General features: G+C 63.8%; 13 protein-coding genes. 5 read left to right on the top strand and 8 right to left on the bottom strand.

The features are described 5' to 3' along the window. Nucleotides 1-75: 75 nt before the first annotated feature. The 5 genes from BPHYT_RS30450 to BPHYT_RS30430 all read right to left on the bottom strand — a co-directional run bounded on the left by BPHYT_RS30450 (nucleotide 76) and on the right by BPHYT_RS30430 (nucleotide 5,850). Nucleotides 76-1,935 carry a TRAP transporter large permease gene (locus BPHYT_RS30450; RefSeq protein ID WP_012427979.1) on the bottom strand — a complete coding sequence of 620 codons (1,860 nt, stop codon included), beginning with the start codon at nucleotides 1,933-1,935 and terminating at the stop codon, nucleotides 76-78. A 4-nt stretch (nucleotides 1,936-1,939) separates the two neighbouring features. Next, nucleotides 1,940-2,983, bottom strand: coding sequence for a TRAP transporter substrate-binding protein (locus BPHYT_RS30445; RefSeq protein WP_012427978.1), 1,044 nt, complete (start codon nucleotides 2,981-2,983; stop codon nucleotides 1,940-1,942). Nucleotides 2,984-3,156: 173 nt separating this feature from the next. Continuing rightward, the gene (locus tag BPHYT_RS30440; protein WP_012427977.1) at nucleotides 3,157-3,921 is read right to left on the bottom strand and encodes an SDR family NAD(P)-dependent oxidoreductase; all 765 of its coding nucleotides are present in this window, start codon (nucleotides 3,919-3,921) and stop codon (nucleotides 3,157-3,159) included. Between the two features lie 88 nt (nucleotides 3,922-4,009). Next, on the bottom strand, nucleotides 4,010-5,008 hold the full coding sequence (locus BPHYT_RS30435) for a transketolase family protein (protein WP_012427976.1): 999 nt from the start codon (nucleotides 5,006-5,008) through the stop codon (nucleotides 4,010-4,012). Beyond that, nucleotides 5,005-5,850, bottom strand: coding sequence for a transketolase (locus BPHYT_RS30430; protein WP_012427975.1), 846 nt, complete (start codon nucleotides 5,848-5,850; stop codon nucleotides 5,005-5,007). Before BPHYT_RS30430 ends, BPHYT_RS30435 begins: the two co-directional genes overlap by 4 nt. 131 nt (nucleotides 5,851-5,981) lie before the next feature. Between BPHYT_RS30430 and gcvA the strand changes: the two genes are divergently transcribed. Continuing rightward, nucleotides 5,982-6,872 carry a transcriptional regulator GcvA gene (gene gcvA, locus BPHYT_RS30425; RefSeq protein ID WP_012427974.1) on the top strand — a complete coding sequence of 297 codons (891 nt, stop codon included), beginning with the start codon at nucleotides 5,982-5,984 and terminating at the stop codon, nucleotides 6,870-6,872. Between the two features lie 42 nt (nucleotides 6,873-6,914). On the opposite strand, the gene BPHYT_RS30420 is transcribed toward gcvA, so the two are convergent. From BPHYT_RS30420 to BPHYT_RS30410, 3 genes are all read right to left on the bottom strand, one after another. Continuing rightward, nucleotides 6,915-9,851 (bottom strand): ATP-binding protein, encoded by a 2,937-nt coding sequence (locus BPHYT_RS30420; protein ID WP_041759269.1) that lies wholly within the window; start codon nucleotides 9,849-9,851, stop codon nucleotides 6,915-6,917. A 280-nt stretch (nucleotides 9,852-10,131) separates the two neighbouring features. Beyond that, a complete protein-coding gene (locus BPHYT_RS30415; protein WP_012427972.1) occupies nucleotides 10,132-11,049 on the bottom strand; it encodes a helix-turn-helix transcriptional regulator in 918 nt (305 codons plus the stop codon). A 545-nt stretch (nucleotides 11,050-11,594) separates the two neighbouring features. Beyond that, nucleotides 11,595-12,416 (bottom strand): alpha/beta fold hydrolase, encoded by an 822-nt coding sequence (locus BPHYT_RS30410; RefSeq protein WP_012427971.1) that lies wholly within the window; start codon nucleotides 12,414-12,416, stop codon nucleotides 11,595-11,597. A gap of 552 nt (nucleotides 12,417-12,968) precedes the next feature. On the opposite strand from BPHYT_RS30410, the gene BPHYT_RS30405 reads away from it, so the two are divergent. The 4 genes from BPHYT_RS30405 (at nucleotide 12,969) to BPHYT_RS30390 (ending at nucleotide 18,003) form a co-directional block, all read left to right on the top strand. Next, the gene (locus BPHYT_RS30405; RefSeq protein WP_012427970.1) at nucleotides 12,969-13,604 is read left to right on the top strand and encodes a hydrolase; all 636 of its coding nucleotides are present in this window, start codon (nucleotides 12,969-12,971) and stop codon (nucleotides 13,602-13,604) included. Between the two features lie 238 nt (nucleotides 13,605-13,842). Beyond that, on the top strand, nucleotides 13,843-15,711 hold the full coding sequence (locus BPHYT_RS30400) for an amidohydrolase (RefSeq protein ID WP_041759267.1): 1,869 nt from the start codon (nucleotides 13,843-13,845) through the stop codon (nucleotides 15,709-15,711). Between the two features lie 39 nt (nucleotides 15,712-15,750). Continuing rightward, complete coding sequence (locus BPHYT_RS30395) at nucleotides 15,751-17,220, top strand: mechanosensitive ion channel domain-containing protein (protein WP_012427968.1); 1,470 nt, start codon at nucleotides 15,751-15,753, stop codon at nucleotides 17,218-17,220. A gap of 141 nt (nucleotides 17,221-17,361) precedes the next feature. Next, nucleotides 17,362-18,003 (top strand): HD domain-containing protein, encoded by a 642-nt coding sequence (locus BPHYT_RS30390; RefSeq protein WP_012427967.1) that lies wholly within the window; start codon nucleotides 17,362-17,364, stop codon nucleotides 18,001-18,003. The last annotated feature ends 26 nt before the right edge of the window (nucleotides 18,004-18,029 follow it).

The following is an 18,029-nucleotide window of genomic DNA, read 5'->3' as shown; positions in this document are numbered from 1 at the left end:
GGCCCGCAGCAGCGGGCGGAAGGACATCGCGCGAGGCGAGACGGCGCTGGCCTCGCGCTTCAGGAGATCAAAGGCTCAATGCAGGAAGCCCGTCGAAATCCACGGCACTGCGGCCACGATGATCAGCCCGGCCATCAACGCGGCGATGTAGCCGAGAATCGGCTTCATGCCTTCGTCCGGATGGATGCGGCTCACCGCGCAAGCGGAGTAGTAGCCCACGCCGAACGGCGGTGCGAACAGGCCCACGCCCATCGAGAGGATCACGACCATGGCGTAATGCACGTCGTGGATATGCATGGCCCGCGCGATCGGAAACATCAGCGGGCCGAACAGCACGATGGCCGGAATGCCTTCGAGTACGCTGCCGAGAATCACGAACATGCAGATCGACGCCGCCATGAACATCGCCGCGCCGCCCGGCAAAGCGCCCAAGGTCTGTGCGAGCTGGCCCGAGAAGCCCGATTGCGTCAGCGCCCAAGCCATTGCGGTGGCCGCGCCGATGATCAGCAGAATCGCGCCCGAGAGCGTGGCGGTATCGATCAGCATCGGCTTGAGCCGTTTCCACTCGAAGCGGCGATAGATCAGCAAGCCGGCCAGCACCGCGTAGGCGATGCCGATGGTCGAGACTTCGGTCGCCGTCGCGATGCCTTCGACCACCGCCGCGCGAATCACGAACGGCAGCGCGAGCGCCGGAAACGCGATCACCAGCTTGCGCAGAATCTCGCCGCGCGTCGCGCGCTTGACGCTCGACATGTCTTCACGCCGGTAACGCCATTGCACGACGATGCACAGCGTGATCGCCAGTACGATGCCCGGCAGCATGCCGCCGGTGAAGAGCGCGGAGATCGACACGCCGGTCACGGAGCCGAGCGTGATCAGCACGAGGCTCGGCGGAATCGTCTCGGTCTGCGCGCCGGTCGCGGCGAGCAGCGCGACCAGGTCGCCGGGTTTCGCGCCGCGCGCTTTCATCTCCGGAAACAGCACGGGTGCGACCGCGGCCATGTCGGCGGCTTTCGATCCCGAGATACCGGAGACGAGATACATCGCGCCGACCAGCACGTACGAAAGACCGCCGCGCACGTGACCCAGCAGGCTCGCGAGAAACGCGATCATCGCCGCGGCCATGCCGGTCATCTCGATCAACTGGCCGAGGAACACGAAGAGCGGCACGGACAGCAGGATCAGATGCGACATGCCTTCGTCCATCCGGCCGACCACCACCGGCATCGGCGTGTTCGTGGTCAGCGCGAGATAACCGAAGGTGGCGAGGCCGAACGAGAACGCGATAGGCACGCCGCTCAGCACGCCGAGCGCCACGAGGCCAACGAAGAAGATCAGCAGGTTGAGATTGCCGAGGTCGCGCAACAGCGGGCCGAGCGCGATGAAGATGCCGACCAGCGCGCCGACCGTCGCGACAGCGCCCAGCACGAGGCGCCAGTTGCCCATGCGCGCAAGGCGCACCACGGCGACCAGCAGCATCAGCGCGGAACCGATCGGCAACGCGGCGGCGCGCCACGAATTCGACAGTTCGAGCGCGGGCGTGGTGATGAACGACTCGTCTTGCGCGAAGCTGATGGCCGGCCCGATCACCATCGCGAGAAACGCGATCGGCGCGGCGATCGCCACGACGTCGAGAAACGCGCGCACGCCCGGCGGTGTCATGCCGACCAGCGCGGTCATTCGCATATGCTCGCCGCGCCGCAAGGCAATCACGGCGCCGAGCATGGCGAGCCAGAGGAACAGCATGGAGGCCAGTTCGTCGGACCAGACGAGCGGTGCGTGCAGGATATAGCGGCTCGTCACGCCGGCCAGCAGCACGACGATTTCCGCCAGCACGAGCAAGGCAGCGGGAATCTCCACCAGATGCCCGAGCGCTGAATCGAGCGCACAGGCGAAGCGGTGCTGCCGCTCGTGTGAATAAGAGATCGAGATCATCGCATCACCCCAGTTTTCCGACGGACTTCTCCAAGAGACCCCAGGCTTCGTCGCCGTATTTGCTCTTCCAGTCGTGGTAGAAGCTCGTCTTGGCCAGTGCGGCGCGGAACGACTCACGATCCACGTCGATGAAAGTAATGCCCTTGGCCTTCAGATCGTCGCGCAGGGAACCGCTCAGCTTCGCGATGTCCGCGCGCTGCAGCATCGCGGCCTTTTCGAATTCGCGCGTGACAATGGTGCGCATTTCCGCCGGCAGTCGCTCCCACGCGGCGCGGTTGCCGAGAATCCAGTAACCGTCCCACACGTGCGAAGTGAGGCTGATGTACTTCTGCACTTCATAGAGCTTGGCCGTGGCGATGATCGGCAGCGGATTTTCCTGGCCTTCCACCACGCCGGTCTGCAAGGCCGAATACAGTTCGTTGAAGTTGATCGGCGCGGGGCCCGCGTCGAGTGCCTTGAACAGCGAGGTCAGCATCGGCGCTTGCGGCACGCGGATCTTGAAGCCCTTCAGGTCGGCCGGCGCACGCAGCGCGCGCGTGGACGAACTGATCTGCCGGAAGCCGTTGTCCCACACCTTGCTGACCGACACGAGCCCGGACTTGCCGATCTGACCGCGAATGTAATTGCCGAGGTCGCCGTCCATGGCTTTCCACACGGCGTCGTAGTCCTTGAACGCGAAGCCGGTGTTGACGATGCCCGCGGCCGGCGTGAGCGTCGCGAGAATCGACGAGGCCTGGTTGAAGAACTCCACGCCGCCGTTGCGCACCTGCGAGAGCAGGTCGGTGTCGGAGCCGAGCTGATTCTGCGGAAACAGCTTGATGTCGAGGCGGCCGTTGGTCGCTTCGCGAATGTGATTGATCGCCTCCTGCGCGCGGATATTGACCGGATGCGTCGGGTCTTGGCCGGTGGCGAGCTTGTACGAGAACTCGGGCGCCGCCATGGCGCGCCGCGAGACGCTCCATAACGGCACGGCTGCGGACAGGGTCGCACCGGCCTTCAGAAAGCTGCGGCGGCTGATGCCCTGCGGGGCGTTCGAACGGGTAGTCATGGTGTCTTCCTCCAATATGGCGTGTCGTTATGTTTTTCTACAGTCTCGAACGAGGCGGCTGCACATGTCGCGCACCGCGCCCGTTTGTTCTCTACTACGCGGTTTCCATTGCCGCCGGCCTCCCGCCGTGCAGCTCGTCCTGCCGGACGAATCGGCCTTGAATCAGCCTTGAATCAGCCGTGAATCAGCATGCCGCCATTCACGTCGATCACCGCGCCGGTAATGTACGAGGACAGGTCCGACGCAAGGAACAGGAACGCGCCGGCCACATCGTCGGGCACGCCCAGGCGATTCAGCGGAATGCCTGAAAGAATCTCGACGCGCTTGTCGTCGCTGATCTTGCCGGCGTTGATGTCGGTCTGGATCAGCCCCGGCGTCACGCAGTTCACGCGAATGCCGTCGTTGCCGAGTTCGCGCGCCATTGCTTTGGCGAGACCGAGCACACCGGCTTTGGCCGCCGAATAGTGCGGGCCGCCCAGAATGCCGCCGCCGCGCTGCGCCGACACCGACGACATGCAGCCAATCGACCCGCTCTTCTGCTTCTTCATTTGCGGCACGACTGCTTGCGACAGATACAGCACGCCGCGCAGATTGACGTCGAGAATGCGGTCCCAGCTTTCCGGGTCGATGTCGAGGAATTTGGCCGCCTGGGTGATGCCGGCGTTATTGATCAGGATATCGATCGAACCGAAATCGGCGACGGTGCGCTCCACAGCCGCCTGGCATGCGCCGCGGTCGGTGACATTGCACACATAACCGCGATGCTCGGGTCCGATCGACGCGGCGGCTTCCACCGCGGCCTTTTCGTCGAGATCGAAAATGGCGATGCGCGCGCCGTGAGCGGCGAATTTGCGCGCGGTGGCCATGCCGATGCCGCGCGGCGACGCGCCGCCGGAAATGACGGCGACCTTGCCGTCGAGAAGACGTGACTCTGACATGATGCGGATCTCCTGAATGTGATGCTTATGGTTTGCTGCTGTCTTTGCTATTGGTGACTACACTTGTTTCTGCTGATGAAACCGGCATCTAGCGCAGCCAGCCTTTGATGGTGTCGCACATCGCCTCGGTCGAAATGCCGTAGCGGTCGTGCAGCGTCGGCAGCGCGCCGGCGTCGAGAAAGGCGTCCGGCAGGCCGATCTGACGGAAGGCCGGCGTGACGCCGTTGGTCAGCAGCACGGTGGCCGCGGCCTCGCCAAGCCCGCCGATCACCGTATGGTTCTCCGCGACGATCACGAGGCGCCCCGGCCGGCGCACTTCGCGCAGCAGTGTGACGGCGTCGAGCGGCTTGATGGTCGGCACATGCAGCACGCCCACGTCGACGCGGTCGGCGGCGAGCGCCTTGGCCGTTTCGAGCGCGCGCATCGTCATGATCCCGGACGAGATGATCAGCACTTCGGCGCCGTCGCGCAGCAGCTTGGCTTTGCCGAGTTCGAACTGATAGTCGTATTCGTCGAGCACGACCGGCACGTTGCCGCGCAAGAGCCGCGCATACACCGGGCCGCGATGGTCGGCAATCGCCGGCACCATCTGCTCGATTTCAAGCGCGTCGCATGGGTCGATCACCGTGAGGTTCGGCATCGCGCGGAACAGGGCGAGGTCTTCGGCCGCCTGGTGGCTCGGACCGTAACCGGTCGTGAGGCCGGGCAGTGCGCAGACCAGCTTGACGTCGAGGTTGTCCTCGGCGATCGCCTGGTGAATGAAGTCGTAGGCGCGGCGCGCGGCGAACACTGCATAGGTGGTGACGAACGGCTGCGCGCCTTCGTGCGCCATGCCGGCGGCGGCGCCCATCAGCAGCTGCTCGGCCATGCCCATCTGGTAGAAGCGCTCGGGGTATTCCTTCGCGAACAGATGCAGGTCGGTGTATTTGCCGAGGTCGGCGGTCATGCCGACCACTTCGGGCCGGTTGCGCGCCAACTCCACCAGCGCGTGGCCGAACGGCGCGGAGCGGGTGATCTGGCCTTCGCCGGCGATCGAGGCGATCATCGCCGATGTCTTCAGACGCGGTTTCGGTGCGGCGGCGCTCATACGGTTCTCCCGGCTTCGAGCGCTTGCAGCGCGAGTTGCCACTCGTGCGCATCGACGCGGATAAAGTGGTTTTTCTCGCGTGCTTCGAGGAACGGCACGCCGCAGCCCATACGCGTATCGCAAACGATGACCCGCGGCTGCGCTTCGGGATGCGCGCGCGCCGCATCGAACGCGGCGACCACCGCCGCGAGATCGTTGCCGTCCACGCGCTGCACGAACCAGCCGAACGCCTGCAGCTTCTCGACCAGCGGCTCGAACGCCATGACCGCCGAGGACGGCCCGTCGGCTTGCTGGTTGTTGACATCGACCATCGCGATCAGGTTGTCCAGCTTCCAGTGCGCGGCGGACATGAGACCTTCCCATATCGCGCCTTCGTCGAGTTCGCCGTCCGAAAACAGTGTGTAGACGGTGGCGTCCGAACCCTTGCGCTTCAGACCCAGGCAGCGGCCGACCGCGATCGTCAGCCCCTGGCCGAGCGAGCCGCCGGACATCTCCATGCCGGGCGTGTAGCTCGCCATGCCGGACATCGGCAGGCGGCTGTCGTCGCTGCCGTAGGTCTCCAGTTCTTCGTCGGCGATGATGCCGGCTTCGATCAGCGCCGCGTACAACGCGATCGCGTAGTGGCCGTTGGAGAGCAGGAAGCGGTCGCGGCCTTCCCAGTCGGGATCGTCGGCGCGATAACGCATGGCGCGGAAGTAGGCGACCGCCAGCACGTCGGCGATGTCGAGCGCCTGGCCGATATAGCCTTGCCCTTGCACCTCGCCCATGCGCAGCGCGTTGCGGCGGATCTGGTAGGCGTGCTCCGCGAGCTGGGCGTACGGTGCGGGTTCTCCTGGATTCATTGTCTCGTCTCCTGTTTTGCGTGGGCTGCATCGACGCCGCAGCCAGTGATGACAAGCGTAATCGCACGCCAGGCATCGCTCAAACGAATTAAGATGGCCGATAGATGAATTGAATTCACGTGGATGCTGCCATGCACAATCGCGTCACCCTCAAGTCGATACAAGCCTTCGAAGCGGCCGCCCGGCTATCGTCGTTCGCGCTCGCAGCAGAAGAACTGTTCGTGACGCCCTCGGCAGTGAGCCATCAAATCAAGCTGCTCGAAGAGCAATTGAGCATTCGTCTGTTTCATCGCTTGCATCGAACGGTGCTGTTGACGGACTCGGGCAGGCAATACGCAGAGGAAATCAGTTCGGCGTTCGCGCGTATCGACGCGGCCACGCGCGAGATCGGCCGCGTGGCGAAGAGCGACATCCTCACGATTCACTGCACGCCGAGTTTCGCGACCCAATGGCTGATGCCGCGCATCGCGCGCTTCAGCGCGGCGCATACGGATATCGACGTGCGTTTGAATGCATCATCGGAAGCGGCGGATCTGATTTCAGGAGCGGTCGATATCGACATCCGCTACGGTCCGCGCAAGCTGCAGCCGGCCGGCACGCTGGTGCTGGAATTGCCGCCGGAGACGATCGTGCCGCTGTGCGCGCCGGCGTTGATGAGCGGCGACTATCCGTTGCGCAGCGTCGCGGACTTGCAGCACCATCCGCTGATTCATAGCGAGGGCTGTCTGGTCGGCTGGCGGGACTGGATGCGTTTGCACCGCAAGACGCGGATCGATATTGGACGCGGACCGCGCTTCGACCGCTCGTTCATGGCGTTGAGCGCCGCGGTCGATGGGTTGGGCGTGTGCCTGGAGAGCCTGCTGCTCGCGCAACGCGAACTGGAAACCGGGCGGCTCGTCGCGCCGTTCGGTACGGACGGTCTCGACGTGCACGGCTACACGTTGAACCTGTTGAAGTCGCGTGCCGACTTGCCGAAGCTGCGCAGCTTTCAGGACTGGCTGTTTGCTGAACTGGAACGGTGAGGTGCGCGCAGGCAGCTTGAGAACGGCAACGCATGTTCGCGCCTAGCCAACGCGTTCGATGGAATCGTTAAACCGATGCGCTTCCCGCTGCGGCAATTCGAACACCGCGCGCTGGATGGCTTTGCCATGACGCGAGCGCAGCCTCCTGATCATCGCGAACAGGGACCGCACATCGGTGGCACTGGATGACGTGTCGAAATACGGTGCGATCTGTTCCAGCACTTCGATTGCTTCGTCATTGCGGCCTTCGTCGCGCAGCAGCGCCGCCATGGCCAGCGACGCACGCAGTTCCCACATTCTCGCGCCCTGCTCGCGGGACGATTCGAGCGCCTTCGCGAAACAGGTGGCCGCGTGCGCGAGCTTGCCGCCGAAATCTTTGCCGGAGCCGGCTTGCACGCCGGCTTCGGCGTGCGCGGCGATTCCCAGCACGCGCCAGATTTCCGGAACGAACATCAACTCGCCGTGCTGCTGGCAAAACGCCAAGGCGTCGTTCAGACGGCTGGTCGCTTCGCGCGTTCGTCCCACGCTCACGAGCGCCTCGGCATGGACGACGATAAACAACGTGACGACACGCCGGAAGCCGCGCGCGATCAACGCATCGAGCGATGCGGCCAGGACAGGCAGCGCCCGCGCCGCCTGTCCGTCGAGAATGTCGCGGTAAGCGCTCAGGCAGTCGCAATACTCCACCCAGACATCGAAGCGATGCAGCGCGGCCTGCGAACGCATGATCTCCAGATACGCCGCGGCGCGGCTCAGATCGCCCGACAACAGCGCGAGCGGCGCGGCCACGGTGCCGAGCATGTGCGTGAGCGACGGCTCCATCGTTTCAGGCCGCACGAGATTCACGAGCGCATCGACCAGCGTCATGGCCTCGCCGGGATTGCCCTGAAGCCAGGCGATCCGCGCGAGCGTCCCGTTGCAATAGACGAGCGGATCGACGGCGAACGTGCTGTCCCACTGCGACTTTCCCTCGAGCTGTGCAAAGCGTTCGCGCGCGCCCTCCAATTTCCGTTTGGCCTGCGCGTGCTGCCCGAGACAATGCAGCGATATGGCTACCGCCTGGTCGCCCAGAACGGCTTGCCATGCATTGCCTTCGTCTTCGCCGAGACGCTGGAATTGCCGCGCGAATTTCATCGATTCGTGGATGTTGCTGCTGGAGAGCATCATGTTCCACAAGCCCCACAGCGCGCGCGCCTGAAACTCCTGGTCGCCGCTCGCGGTCGCCAGCGCGAAGACATCGCGCCACAGTCCGGCCGACCGCGCCACGCACCCGCGAACGGACGGCAAGGCCGTCGCCAACGCCGCGCGCACGCGCATTTCGCAGGCGGCATCCACCGTGGCGGCCGGAAGCTGGTCGAGCACGCCGACCGCGAGTTCGGCGCGCGCGCAAGCCTCCGCGATCATGCCGCCATCGAGCAGCGCACCGGCGAGGTTGGAGGCGAGATCGACGCCGAGGCGCACATCGCCTTCGGCGGAGAAGGCCCAGTCGAACGCGCCGCGCGCGTCGTCGAACGTATGGTGCAGAGCCGTGGCGCGCTCGGCGTCGCGGCACACGGTGGGCGCCGTGCGCGTCTGGAAGCAGGTGGACAGATAGCGCGCGTGGCGCGAAGCGAACGCCGAGTGCTCGCCTTCGGCCTGCAGTTTCTCCAGCGCATAGGCGCGCGTCGATTCGGGCAGCCGGTACTTCGCGACCGGCCCGTCGAACTCGACATTGGCGAGCGATTTGGCCAGCAGTTCGCTGATCCCGCTGATTGCGTTCTCGATCGTCAAAGTGGAATCGCACACGACCGCGCACATGGCCTCGAACGTGAACACGCCGCCGAACACCGCGATCCGTCTGAAGAGCGACTGCGCGCCTTGGTCGAGCAGTGCGAAGCTCCAGTCGAAGGTGGCGCGCAAGGTCTGATGGCGCGGCAGCGCGGTGCGATAGCCGCCCGCGAGAATCGCCATGCGATCGTCCAGCCGCCGATGCACGCCCTCCACGCCGAGCGCCGCGACGCGTGCCGCGGCCAGTTCGATCGCGAGCGGAATGCCGTCCAGCCGGCGGCATATTTCGCCGACCAGCCGCAATTCGGCGCTCTCGGCCCCCACTTTGTATTGCAACGAGTTGGAGCGCAGCAGAAACAGATTCACGGCCGACTGCTGCAGGATCTCCGCATCGGTGGAGTGCAAGTGCGGCACGTCGAGGGGATCCACGCGAAAGACCGCCTCGGGCATGATGCGCAACGGCTCACGGCTCGTCACGAGCACACGCAGCGAATCGCTTTCCGCGATCAACGCCTCCACGATCTCGGCCACGCAACCGATCACATGCTCGGCGTTGTCGAGCACCAGCAGCCGGTGCCTGTGCGCGAGCGCCGCGGCGAGCTGCGCGACGGCGGGCGTCGTGCCTTCCGTGAGCAGTCCGCAACCTTCCGCAATGGCGCCGAGCACGCCGTCAAACGTGTTCAGCGTAGCCAGTTCGACGAAGCAGACGGGCTCGGCATAATCCTCCGCGGCTTGACGCGCCGCTTCGATCGCGAGACTGGTTTTCCCGATGCCGCCCGCGCCCACCAGCGTCAACACGTGCGCCTTCCGCAGCATCGCGTGGATCTGTTCGATTGCCGCGTCGCGGCCCACGAGGCGGGTTTTCGGCGAAGGCAAAGGACGCCCGGCGCAAACCCGGCTGGCGGGCCGCACGGGGGCTGGCTGTTGCCGATGCACAAGCTGATAGCCGCGGCCAGGCACGGTGAGAATCAGATGCCGGTCCGCGCCGAGAATTTTGCGCAAGGCCGAGAGATGCACCTGGATGTTGTTCTCTTCCACCACGGTGTTCGGCCACACCGCATTCATCAATTCGTCTTTCGTGACGAGACGGCCGGCGGCGGACACGATGACGGCGAGAATGTCGAAGGCGCGTGAGCCCAGATGCAGCGCTTCGCCGTCCCGCCGCACGGTGCGCATTTCCAGATCGATTTGAAAGCGGCCTAGTTCAATCATGTCGTTTTCAAGTCCCGGGACAATGAGCGTGATAGGGAGATGCGCCGCACGGCTGCTGGTGAGCGCCTTGCATGTCCTCGCTGCGTCGACGCAGGCTCGAACGGCCATCGTCGATGGGCTCGAAAGTACCTTGGCAAATCACGCGCGTCTTGTCGGTTAGTGCGATGCTTTGTAGGAAAGTCTAACGGCGCGTGCAAACACGGCTTATTCGTTGCAAGACCGGCATGGGTTCAAGAGGCGGGAGGCGCATTCAGCGCCGTTTGCTAGACGGCCCGGCCGCTTAGCCGGCGGCCTGTCTGCGCCATGTGCCGGGCGGCGTGCCGACCAGTTGCGAGAAGGTTCGCGTGAAATGGCTCTGGTCGGAGAAACCGCATGCAATGGCGATTTGGGAAAGGGAATAGTCCGAATTTCTCAGGAGATCGCGAGCCCGGTCGATGCGCTGCTCGAGCAGCCATTGATGCGGCGTGCGATGCGTGGTTTCGCGAAAGGCGCGAATGAAGTAGCTGCGCGAGAGGTTGCATGCGTTGGCGATTTCTTCGATCGACACACTGCCTTGCGACTTGGCGAGCAGCATGTCTTTGGCGCGCGTTTCCTGCAAACTCGACAGGCGCCGGGTCTTGCTGAAGGACGAGCACGCCGTGTCGCCGTATTGATCGAGCAGATGTGTGCCCACGGCGATGCCTAACTGCTCGACAAAGAGCGGGCTTGCCTCGCTCTTGCGATCCAGCGTGAGCGAGAGAATCTGCGCGAAGTGGCCGAGCGTTGGATCGTTGCGACCTGCCAGCGTGGCGAGACGCGCCACGTTCGAACCGTTGCGCTCATAACAGGCGTTCGCGATGAAAGCGCGCGACAGTTCGATCAGCACGAAATCGAATCCGCGTTGCAGATCGGCTTTGTAGTCGTCCGCGAAGTCGCGAATATAGACGCTATCCTGGCTGAAGTCGTGGGTGGTCCAGCGGTGCGCCGAGTAAATGCGCCGGCGGTGGCCTGGCTTGAGCGACACGCCGATCAGGAAGCCGCGATCGGAACCGTGCATGGCGACCGCGCTGGCCTGGTCGTCGACGGTGGACTTGCGATAAAACTTGAACTCGCCGGTGTCGAGTTCGAGATCGCGGCCGAGCTGGTTCGACAGGCATCCCAGCGAGTCTTTGGATCGTGCGGCCGGGGCGGTGGTGGCGGTCAGTGTGGCGTTCAACATGATGGGTCACCTCGATCGTCGCGCAGCGGTCGCACTGCTTTCAGCAATTTACCCGAAAATTAAAGAATGTAAGCAAGCGTCATTATGGCTTAATCGCCCCGGAATGTGAAAGTGCTGATTTAAATGACTGCTGCTTTAATATTAGGCAGAAAGAAACATTTGAAGCGGCCGGTTGGCGATTTCCCCTTGGCCCGCGCGCAGCGGGCGTTTCGGCTTTGAGCGGGCAGGCTTGGCGACGCGTCGCCCGTCATTGGTGAGAGGCGGATTTATTTTTGTCGGGCTTGTCGAAATGTTTTATTTTTGCGCCGACATATTGGCGTAATACATATCGATGCCGCGTGGAAATTCTGAAGCCGGCATTTAGCGGAGCGGAGGCACAGAGCTTAAACGCTGACGGCCCATATCGCATGGACCGATTCGAGCCGGCAAACACAACGCGGCGCTGCGCCCGGCGAAGTGAATCCGCCAGGCCGCCGCGCCGCGTGTCTACAACGTATCCAACGAGCGCCGCGTGGTTTCAACCACACGCAGCGCCCTGGGTGTCATCAGCTTTGCAGGAACGCAAGCAGATCGGCGTTGACCTTGTCCGCTTCCGTCGTGCACATGCCGTGCGGTGCGCCCGGATAAACCTTCAGCGTGGCGTTCTTCACCAGCTTCGCCGACAGGCGGGCCGAGTCGTCGATCGGCACGATCTGGTCGTCGTCGCCGTGCAGGATCAACGTGGGCACGTCGATCTTCTTCAGATCCGCGGTGTAGTCCACTTCGGAGAATTGCTTGACGCATTCATATTGGCCCTGGATCGAACCGAGCATGCCTTCGCGCCAGAACTCGTCGATGGTGCCTTGCGAGACTTTTGCATTGGGCCGGTTGAAGCCGTAGAACGGTACGGCAAGGTCCTTGTAGAACTGCGAACGGTTCGACGCCACGCTCGCGCGAATGCCGTCGAACACCGACATCGGCAGGCCGTTCGGATTGCCTTCGGTCTTGAGCATGAGCGGCGGCACGGCGCCGATCAACACGGCCTTCGCTACCCGTGCGGTGCCGTGGCGGCCGATGTAATGCGCTACTTCGCCGCCGCCCGTCGAATGGCCGACTAGCGTCGCGCCCTTCAGGTCGAGCGCGTTGATGACCGCGGCCAGGTCGTCGGCATAGGTGTCCATGTCGTTGCCGTGCGACGGCTGATCCGAGCGGCCGTGGCCGCGGCGGTCGTGGGCGATGACGCGGTAGCCCTTCTGCACCAGAAACAGCATTTGCGCGTCCCACGCGTCGGCGTCGAGCGGCCAGCCGTGCGAGAAGACGACGGGCTTGCCCGAGCCCCAGTCCTTGAAGAAGATTCGCGTGCCGTCTTTCGTGGTTACCGTATTCATAGTGTGACGCTCTCCATGCTGTGAGTGGGATGCATTGCCTGCGTGTGCGCTGCCGCTGCCGGCCGCCGCGGCAGCCATCGCGACGCCTGGCGCCGCCATCGCGGCGACTGCCGCGCCGGCTGCGCCGGCGCTGGCGACGAGTAGCTGGCGGCGATTCGCCGACGCAATTCCAGATGGGCTAGCCAAGTTTTTCTCTCCAGTCTTGTGATGTTGAAGGACGTCCCGTCCCGACGATGCATGACGTGACATCGCAGTTTCCAATCGTACGGTGCGAGCCACTGTAGAGAACTTCAGATTGCTTAATTCTTCTGAATGCGATTGCTTGCGTGCGCCGATCCACCGGGGCGGGCCGTCACCCTCTGGCGACTCATCGCACTCACTTTTACCGGAGTGCGATCCACGCTGCGCCGCCATCATTTTTAAGAACGATTAAGGACTTCCACAAGGACTCCGCGAAGCCCCGTCGATAGACTCAGCTCCAGTTTTTCTCGCTGTTCTAGCGAGCACGGCACGTCTCTCAGACTGCTTTGTCCATTCAATACGGAGCCCGTAATGCCTAAAGAACTCTTGACCCCCGATACATGTGCGGTTGCCCTGATCGACTACCAGCCGCAGATGTTCTTCGGAACGACCTCGCATGAGCGGACCACCATCCTGCACAACGTTCAGGCGATCGCGAAGGCCTCGAAGCTCTTCAAGGTCCCGACGATCCTGACTACGGTGGCCGCCAAGTCGTTCAGCGGCGACATGGTGCCGGAAGTGCAATCGGTTTTCCCGGAGTACACGCCGATCGATCGCACGTCGATGAACTCGTGGGAAGACGTGAATTTCCGCAAGGCCATCGAGGCGACCGGCCGCAAGAAAATCGTGCTCGCCGGTCTGTGGACGGAAGTGTGCGTGTCGTTCCCGACCATCCAGATGATCAACGAAGGCTACGAAATCTATGTGCCGACCGACGCCTGCGGCGACATCACCACGGAAGCGCACGAACGCGCGGTGCAACGCATCATCCAGGCCGGCGCCGTGCCGATGACCTCGTTCCAGTACATGTTCGAACTGCAGCGCGACTGGGGACGCAGCGAGACGTACGAAGGCTGCATGGACATCCTGAAGGCGCACAGCGCCTATGGCATCGGCGTGCGTTACGCCAAGTCGATTCTCGGCGAGCACGCGAGCGAAGCGGGCTGATTCAGCGCGGCCGGCATGGCATGACGCCGGCCAACCCGTATGGATGGATGCCGCGCCGTTCGGCGACCGGAGTCCGGCATTTTCGCGGGGCTCACGCCGGCCGCGGCACCCGTTTGAACGATCGATAGACGGCGCGCGCCCACCGCGCGCCTCCAGGCTTCCCTGTTTCCCGATTTCCGGGCTTGCCCGGAAATAGCTCCGTGCGTGCAAACCGGAGCGCTCTCCCATGAGGATCGCCATGACTTCCACACCTTCCGCGCCGACGCCGGCCGAGGTCGTCTTCTTCAACGGCAAGATCGCCACGCAGGACGACAAGCGCTCCTTCGCCGATGCGCTCGCGGTGGCGAACGGCCGTATCGTTGCCGCAGGGTCGCGCGATGCCGTGATGCGGCACGCCAACGACGCCACCCGCCACGTCGATCTGAAAGGCCGCACGGTCATTCCGGGCCTGAACGACTCGCACCTGCACATCATTCGCGGCGGCCTGAACTTCAATATGGAGTTGCGCTGGGACGGCGTACCGTCGCTCGCGGACGCGCTCGACATGTTGCGCAAGCAGGTGGCCCGCACGCCCGCGCCGCAGTGGGTGCGCGTGGTGGGCGGCTGGAACGAATTTCAGTTTGCCGAGCGCCGTGGACCGACGCTCGAAGAAATCAATGCGATTGCGCCGGATACGCCGGTGTTCATCCTGCATCTGTACGACAGCGCGCTGCTGAATGCAGCGGCATTGCGCGCGGTCGGCTATACGAAAGACACGCCCAATCCGCCCGGCGGCGAGATTCAGCGCGACAAGCGCGGCAATCCGACCGGCATGCTGATCGCGCGGCCGAACGCCGGACTTTTATACGCGACGCTCGCCAAAGGCCCGAAGCTCGCGCTCGAGGATCAACGCAATTCCACGCGCCATTTCATGCGCGAACTGAACCGCCTCGGCGTGACGAGCGCCATCGACGCGGGCGGCGGCTATCAGGCCTATCCCGACGACTACGCCGTCATCATGGACATGGCCAAGCACAGCGAACTGACCGTGCGGATCGCCTACAACCTGTTCACGCAAAACGCCAAAAAGGAAATCGAAGACTTCGCCAAGTGGGTGAAGATGACGAAACCCGGCGAGGGCGACGACTTCCTGCGCGTGAACGGCGCCGGCGAAATGCTGGTGTTTTCCGCTGCGGACTTCGAAGACTTTCTCGAACCGCGTCCGGATCTGCCCGACTCGCTCGAAGACGAACTGGAGGCAGTCGTCAAACTGCTGGTGGCGAACCGCTGGCCGTTCCGTCTGCATGCCACTTATAACGAATCGATCGAACGCTTCCTGAATGTGTTCGAACGAGTCGACGCCGAAATTCCGTTCAACGGACTGCGCTGGTTTTTCGACCACTGCGAGACCATCACGCAGAAAAACATCGAGCGTGTGCGCGCGCTCGGCGGCGGCATTGCGATTCAGCATCGCATGGCGTATCAAGGCGAGTACTTCATCCATCAATACGGCGAAGAGGCGGTCAAGCGCACGCCGCCGATGCGTCACATGCTCGACGCGGGCCTGCCGGTTGGCGCGGGCACGGACGCGACGCGCGTCGCGAGTTTCAATCCGTTCGTCTCGCTGTACTGGATGGTGTCGGGCAAGACGGTGGGCGGTACGTCGATGTATGGGAGCGAGAACAAGCTCGATCGCATGGAGGCGTTGCGCCGCTATACGGTGGGCAGCGCCTGGTTCTCGAATGAAGAAGACCGCAAGGGCGCGCTGGTGCCCGGCCAGTTCGCGGACTTCGCGGTGCTTAGCGAAGACTTCTTCACGGTCGACGAAAGCCGCATCAAGTTCCTGACCTCGAACATGACGGTGGTGGGCGGCAAGGTCGTCTATGCGGACGACGAGTTCGCGCCGCTCGCGCCACCCGATCTGCCGGTTAGTCCGTCGTGGTCGCCCGTCGCCGAATTCGGCGGCTACAGCCGATACAAACCGACCGCGGTGGCATGCGTCGATGGCTGCGTCAATCTGTGCGGCGTGCATGCTCACGCGCACGGCTGGGCATGGCGCAAGAACGTGCCGGTCAGCGACTCGAACGGCTTCTGGGGTGCGCTGGGTTGTAGCTGTTTCGCGTTCTGACATTCACCGTCTCATGCCGCGAGGCCAGCGAGAACCTTTATGCCGACCCTGAACGATGGTGTGTTGTATGGGCTGGGCATTCTGGTTCTCGATTTCCTCGCCTGGCGCTTCATGACCCGTAAAACGGACAAGGGGCGTCTTGCTCTGCGCGCGCTGATGTTCGGCCTGTCCACTTACGTGCTGTTCAGCCACGGAATGAATCCGCTGCGCGCGGCGCCCTGGCCGGACGAGCCGGTGCGTCATCTGCTCGCGCAATTGCTGGAGGTGGTGTGGTGGCTGCAAGGCGCGCGGCTCGTGACGATCGTGCTGGATCGCACCGTGCTGCCGGAGAGCTGGCACAAGGAGCGCCTCTTTCAGGACGTGTTCGGCGCGCTGGTGTTTCTGGCGGCTGCGGTCGGCGCGATTGCCTTCGTGCTGGAACTGCCGGTGCGCGGCCTGCTCGCGACCTCGGGCGCGCTCGCGGTCGTGCTCGGTCTCGCGATTCAAAGCACGCTCAACGACGTGTTTTCAGGCGTGGTGCTCAACGCCACGGGACCGTTTTCGATCGGCGACTGGGTGACGATCGGCGAAGTGGAAGGCAAGGTGGTCGAAACCAACTGGCGCGCGACGAGCCTGCTCAATGGGCAGGGCAACATCGTCGTGATTCCCAACAGCGTGGCGGCGCGCACCAATATCGTCAACGCCAACCAGCCTTCGCATACGCACGGCATCAGCGTGCTGCTGCCGGTCAAGCCGTCGGTGCGGCCCGCGACGGTGCTGCAGGCGCTCGCCAACGCGGCGGCTAGCTCGGAGAACGTGCTTGCCGAGCCGAAGCCGGTGGTCAGCGTGCGGCGGGCCACCAACGACGCGATCGAGTACGAGATCGTCTGCTATGTCGATTCGCTGGGCGAGAAGATCGAAGTGCGCAACGAACTGTTCGATCTCGCGCACAGGCATCTGTCATCGCGCGGCGTGGTGCTGCATCCGCTTTCCGTGTCCGAACCCGCCAACGAGGCCACGGATGAAAAGCAGCGCCTGCTGCGCAGCGTGCTGATCTTCCAGACGCTCGACGACAGCGGGATCGCGGAGTTGGCCGCGCAACTGACGCGCCATGAGTTCGACATCGGCGAAACGATCTACAGCGCGGCCGACGAAAACGGCCACGCGTTGCACATTCTGGCGAGCGGCGTGGCGAAAGTCAGCGTGCCGAAGGACAGCGGCGAAGTCGAATTGCGCCGGCTCGCGCCGGGCGACTCGATCGGCCAGTCGGGCATCCTGGCCGGCGTGAAAACCGGCGTGATCGTCCATGCGATGACGCGCGTCACCGTGTTCCAGCTCGACAAGGCGGCATTGACGCCGATGCTCGCGCGGCGTCCCGAGGTGGGGCGCGAAATGTGCCGGCTGCTGTCCGAACACCATGAAACCGAAAAGCTGCTGCTGGCGTCGCCGGACAATGCCGACGCCGGCCCGGGTGGTCTGCTGCAATGGATTCGCGACGGCGTCCGGCGCATCCATGACCTCGCGTTGTGAGCGGAGTGCGAGCCGTACCGCATCGATTAAGTCTTTTTAAGGATTCGCCAAAGTCTTTATGAGGTTTATTCGCTACGCTGCACTGATTGGTCGGACGGCGATGCACGCCCGCTAGCGGCTGTCGGATAGGGAGGAGATGACATGAAGAAAACGATTGCGGGAGTCGACATTCCCGACAGTCCGTTGGCGCGGGCGGCCACCGATCAGATCCAGGCGACGGAGTCTAGCCTGATGTTTCATCACGCGCTCAGGGCGTTTCTGTTCGGCGCGCTGACCGGGTTGCGCGACAGGCTGAGGTTCGACGCGGAGTTGCTGTACGTGAGCGCCTTGTTTCACAACGTCGGTTTGAGTGTGCAACACCAGCGTTCCGCATGTCGCTACGAGGTGGATAGCGCGAACGAGGCGCGCGACTTCATGCTGCAGTACGGCGCCGCCGCCGGCGCGATCGGCGAAGTTTGGGCGGCGATCGCGCTGCACAGCACGCCGGGCATTCCGGAGCATCTGTCGCCGCTCGTCGCGCTGGTGAGCGCGGGCGTGCAGATGGATATTCGCGGTGCGCGTTACGACGAATTCACGGCGCAGCAGCGCGACGAAATCGTGCAGGCCTGGCCGCGCGAAGCCGGCTTCAAGAAGAAGATCATCGAAGCCTACGCGCGCGGCATGGAGCATCGTCCCGAGACGACGTTCGGCACCGTGAATGCCGACGTGCTGGACAGGTGGGATCCGAACTATCGCCGGCTGAATTTCTGCGGGCTGGTGCTGGGTTCGGAGTGGGCGAATTGACGACGCGGTTCGCCGCGAGTGTGCAT

It is taken from the genome of Paraburkholderia phytofirmans PsJN, from assembly GCF_000020125.1.
Classification (GTDB): Bacteria; Pseudomonadota; Gammaproteobacteria; order Burkholderiales; family Burkholderiaceae; genus Paraburkholderia; species Paraburkholderia phytofirmans.
The sequence above is the reverse complement of the archived record's forward strand: the minus strand, read 5'-3'. Positions and strand labels throughout refer to the sequence as shown.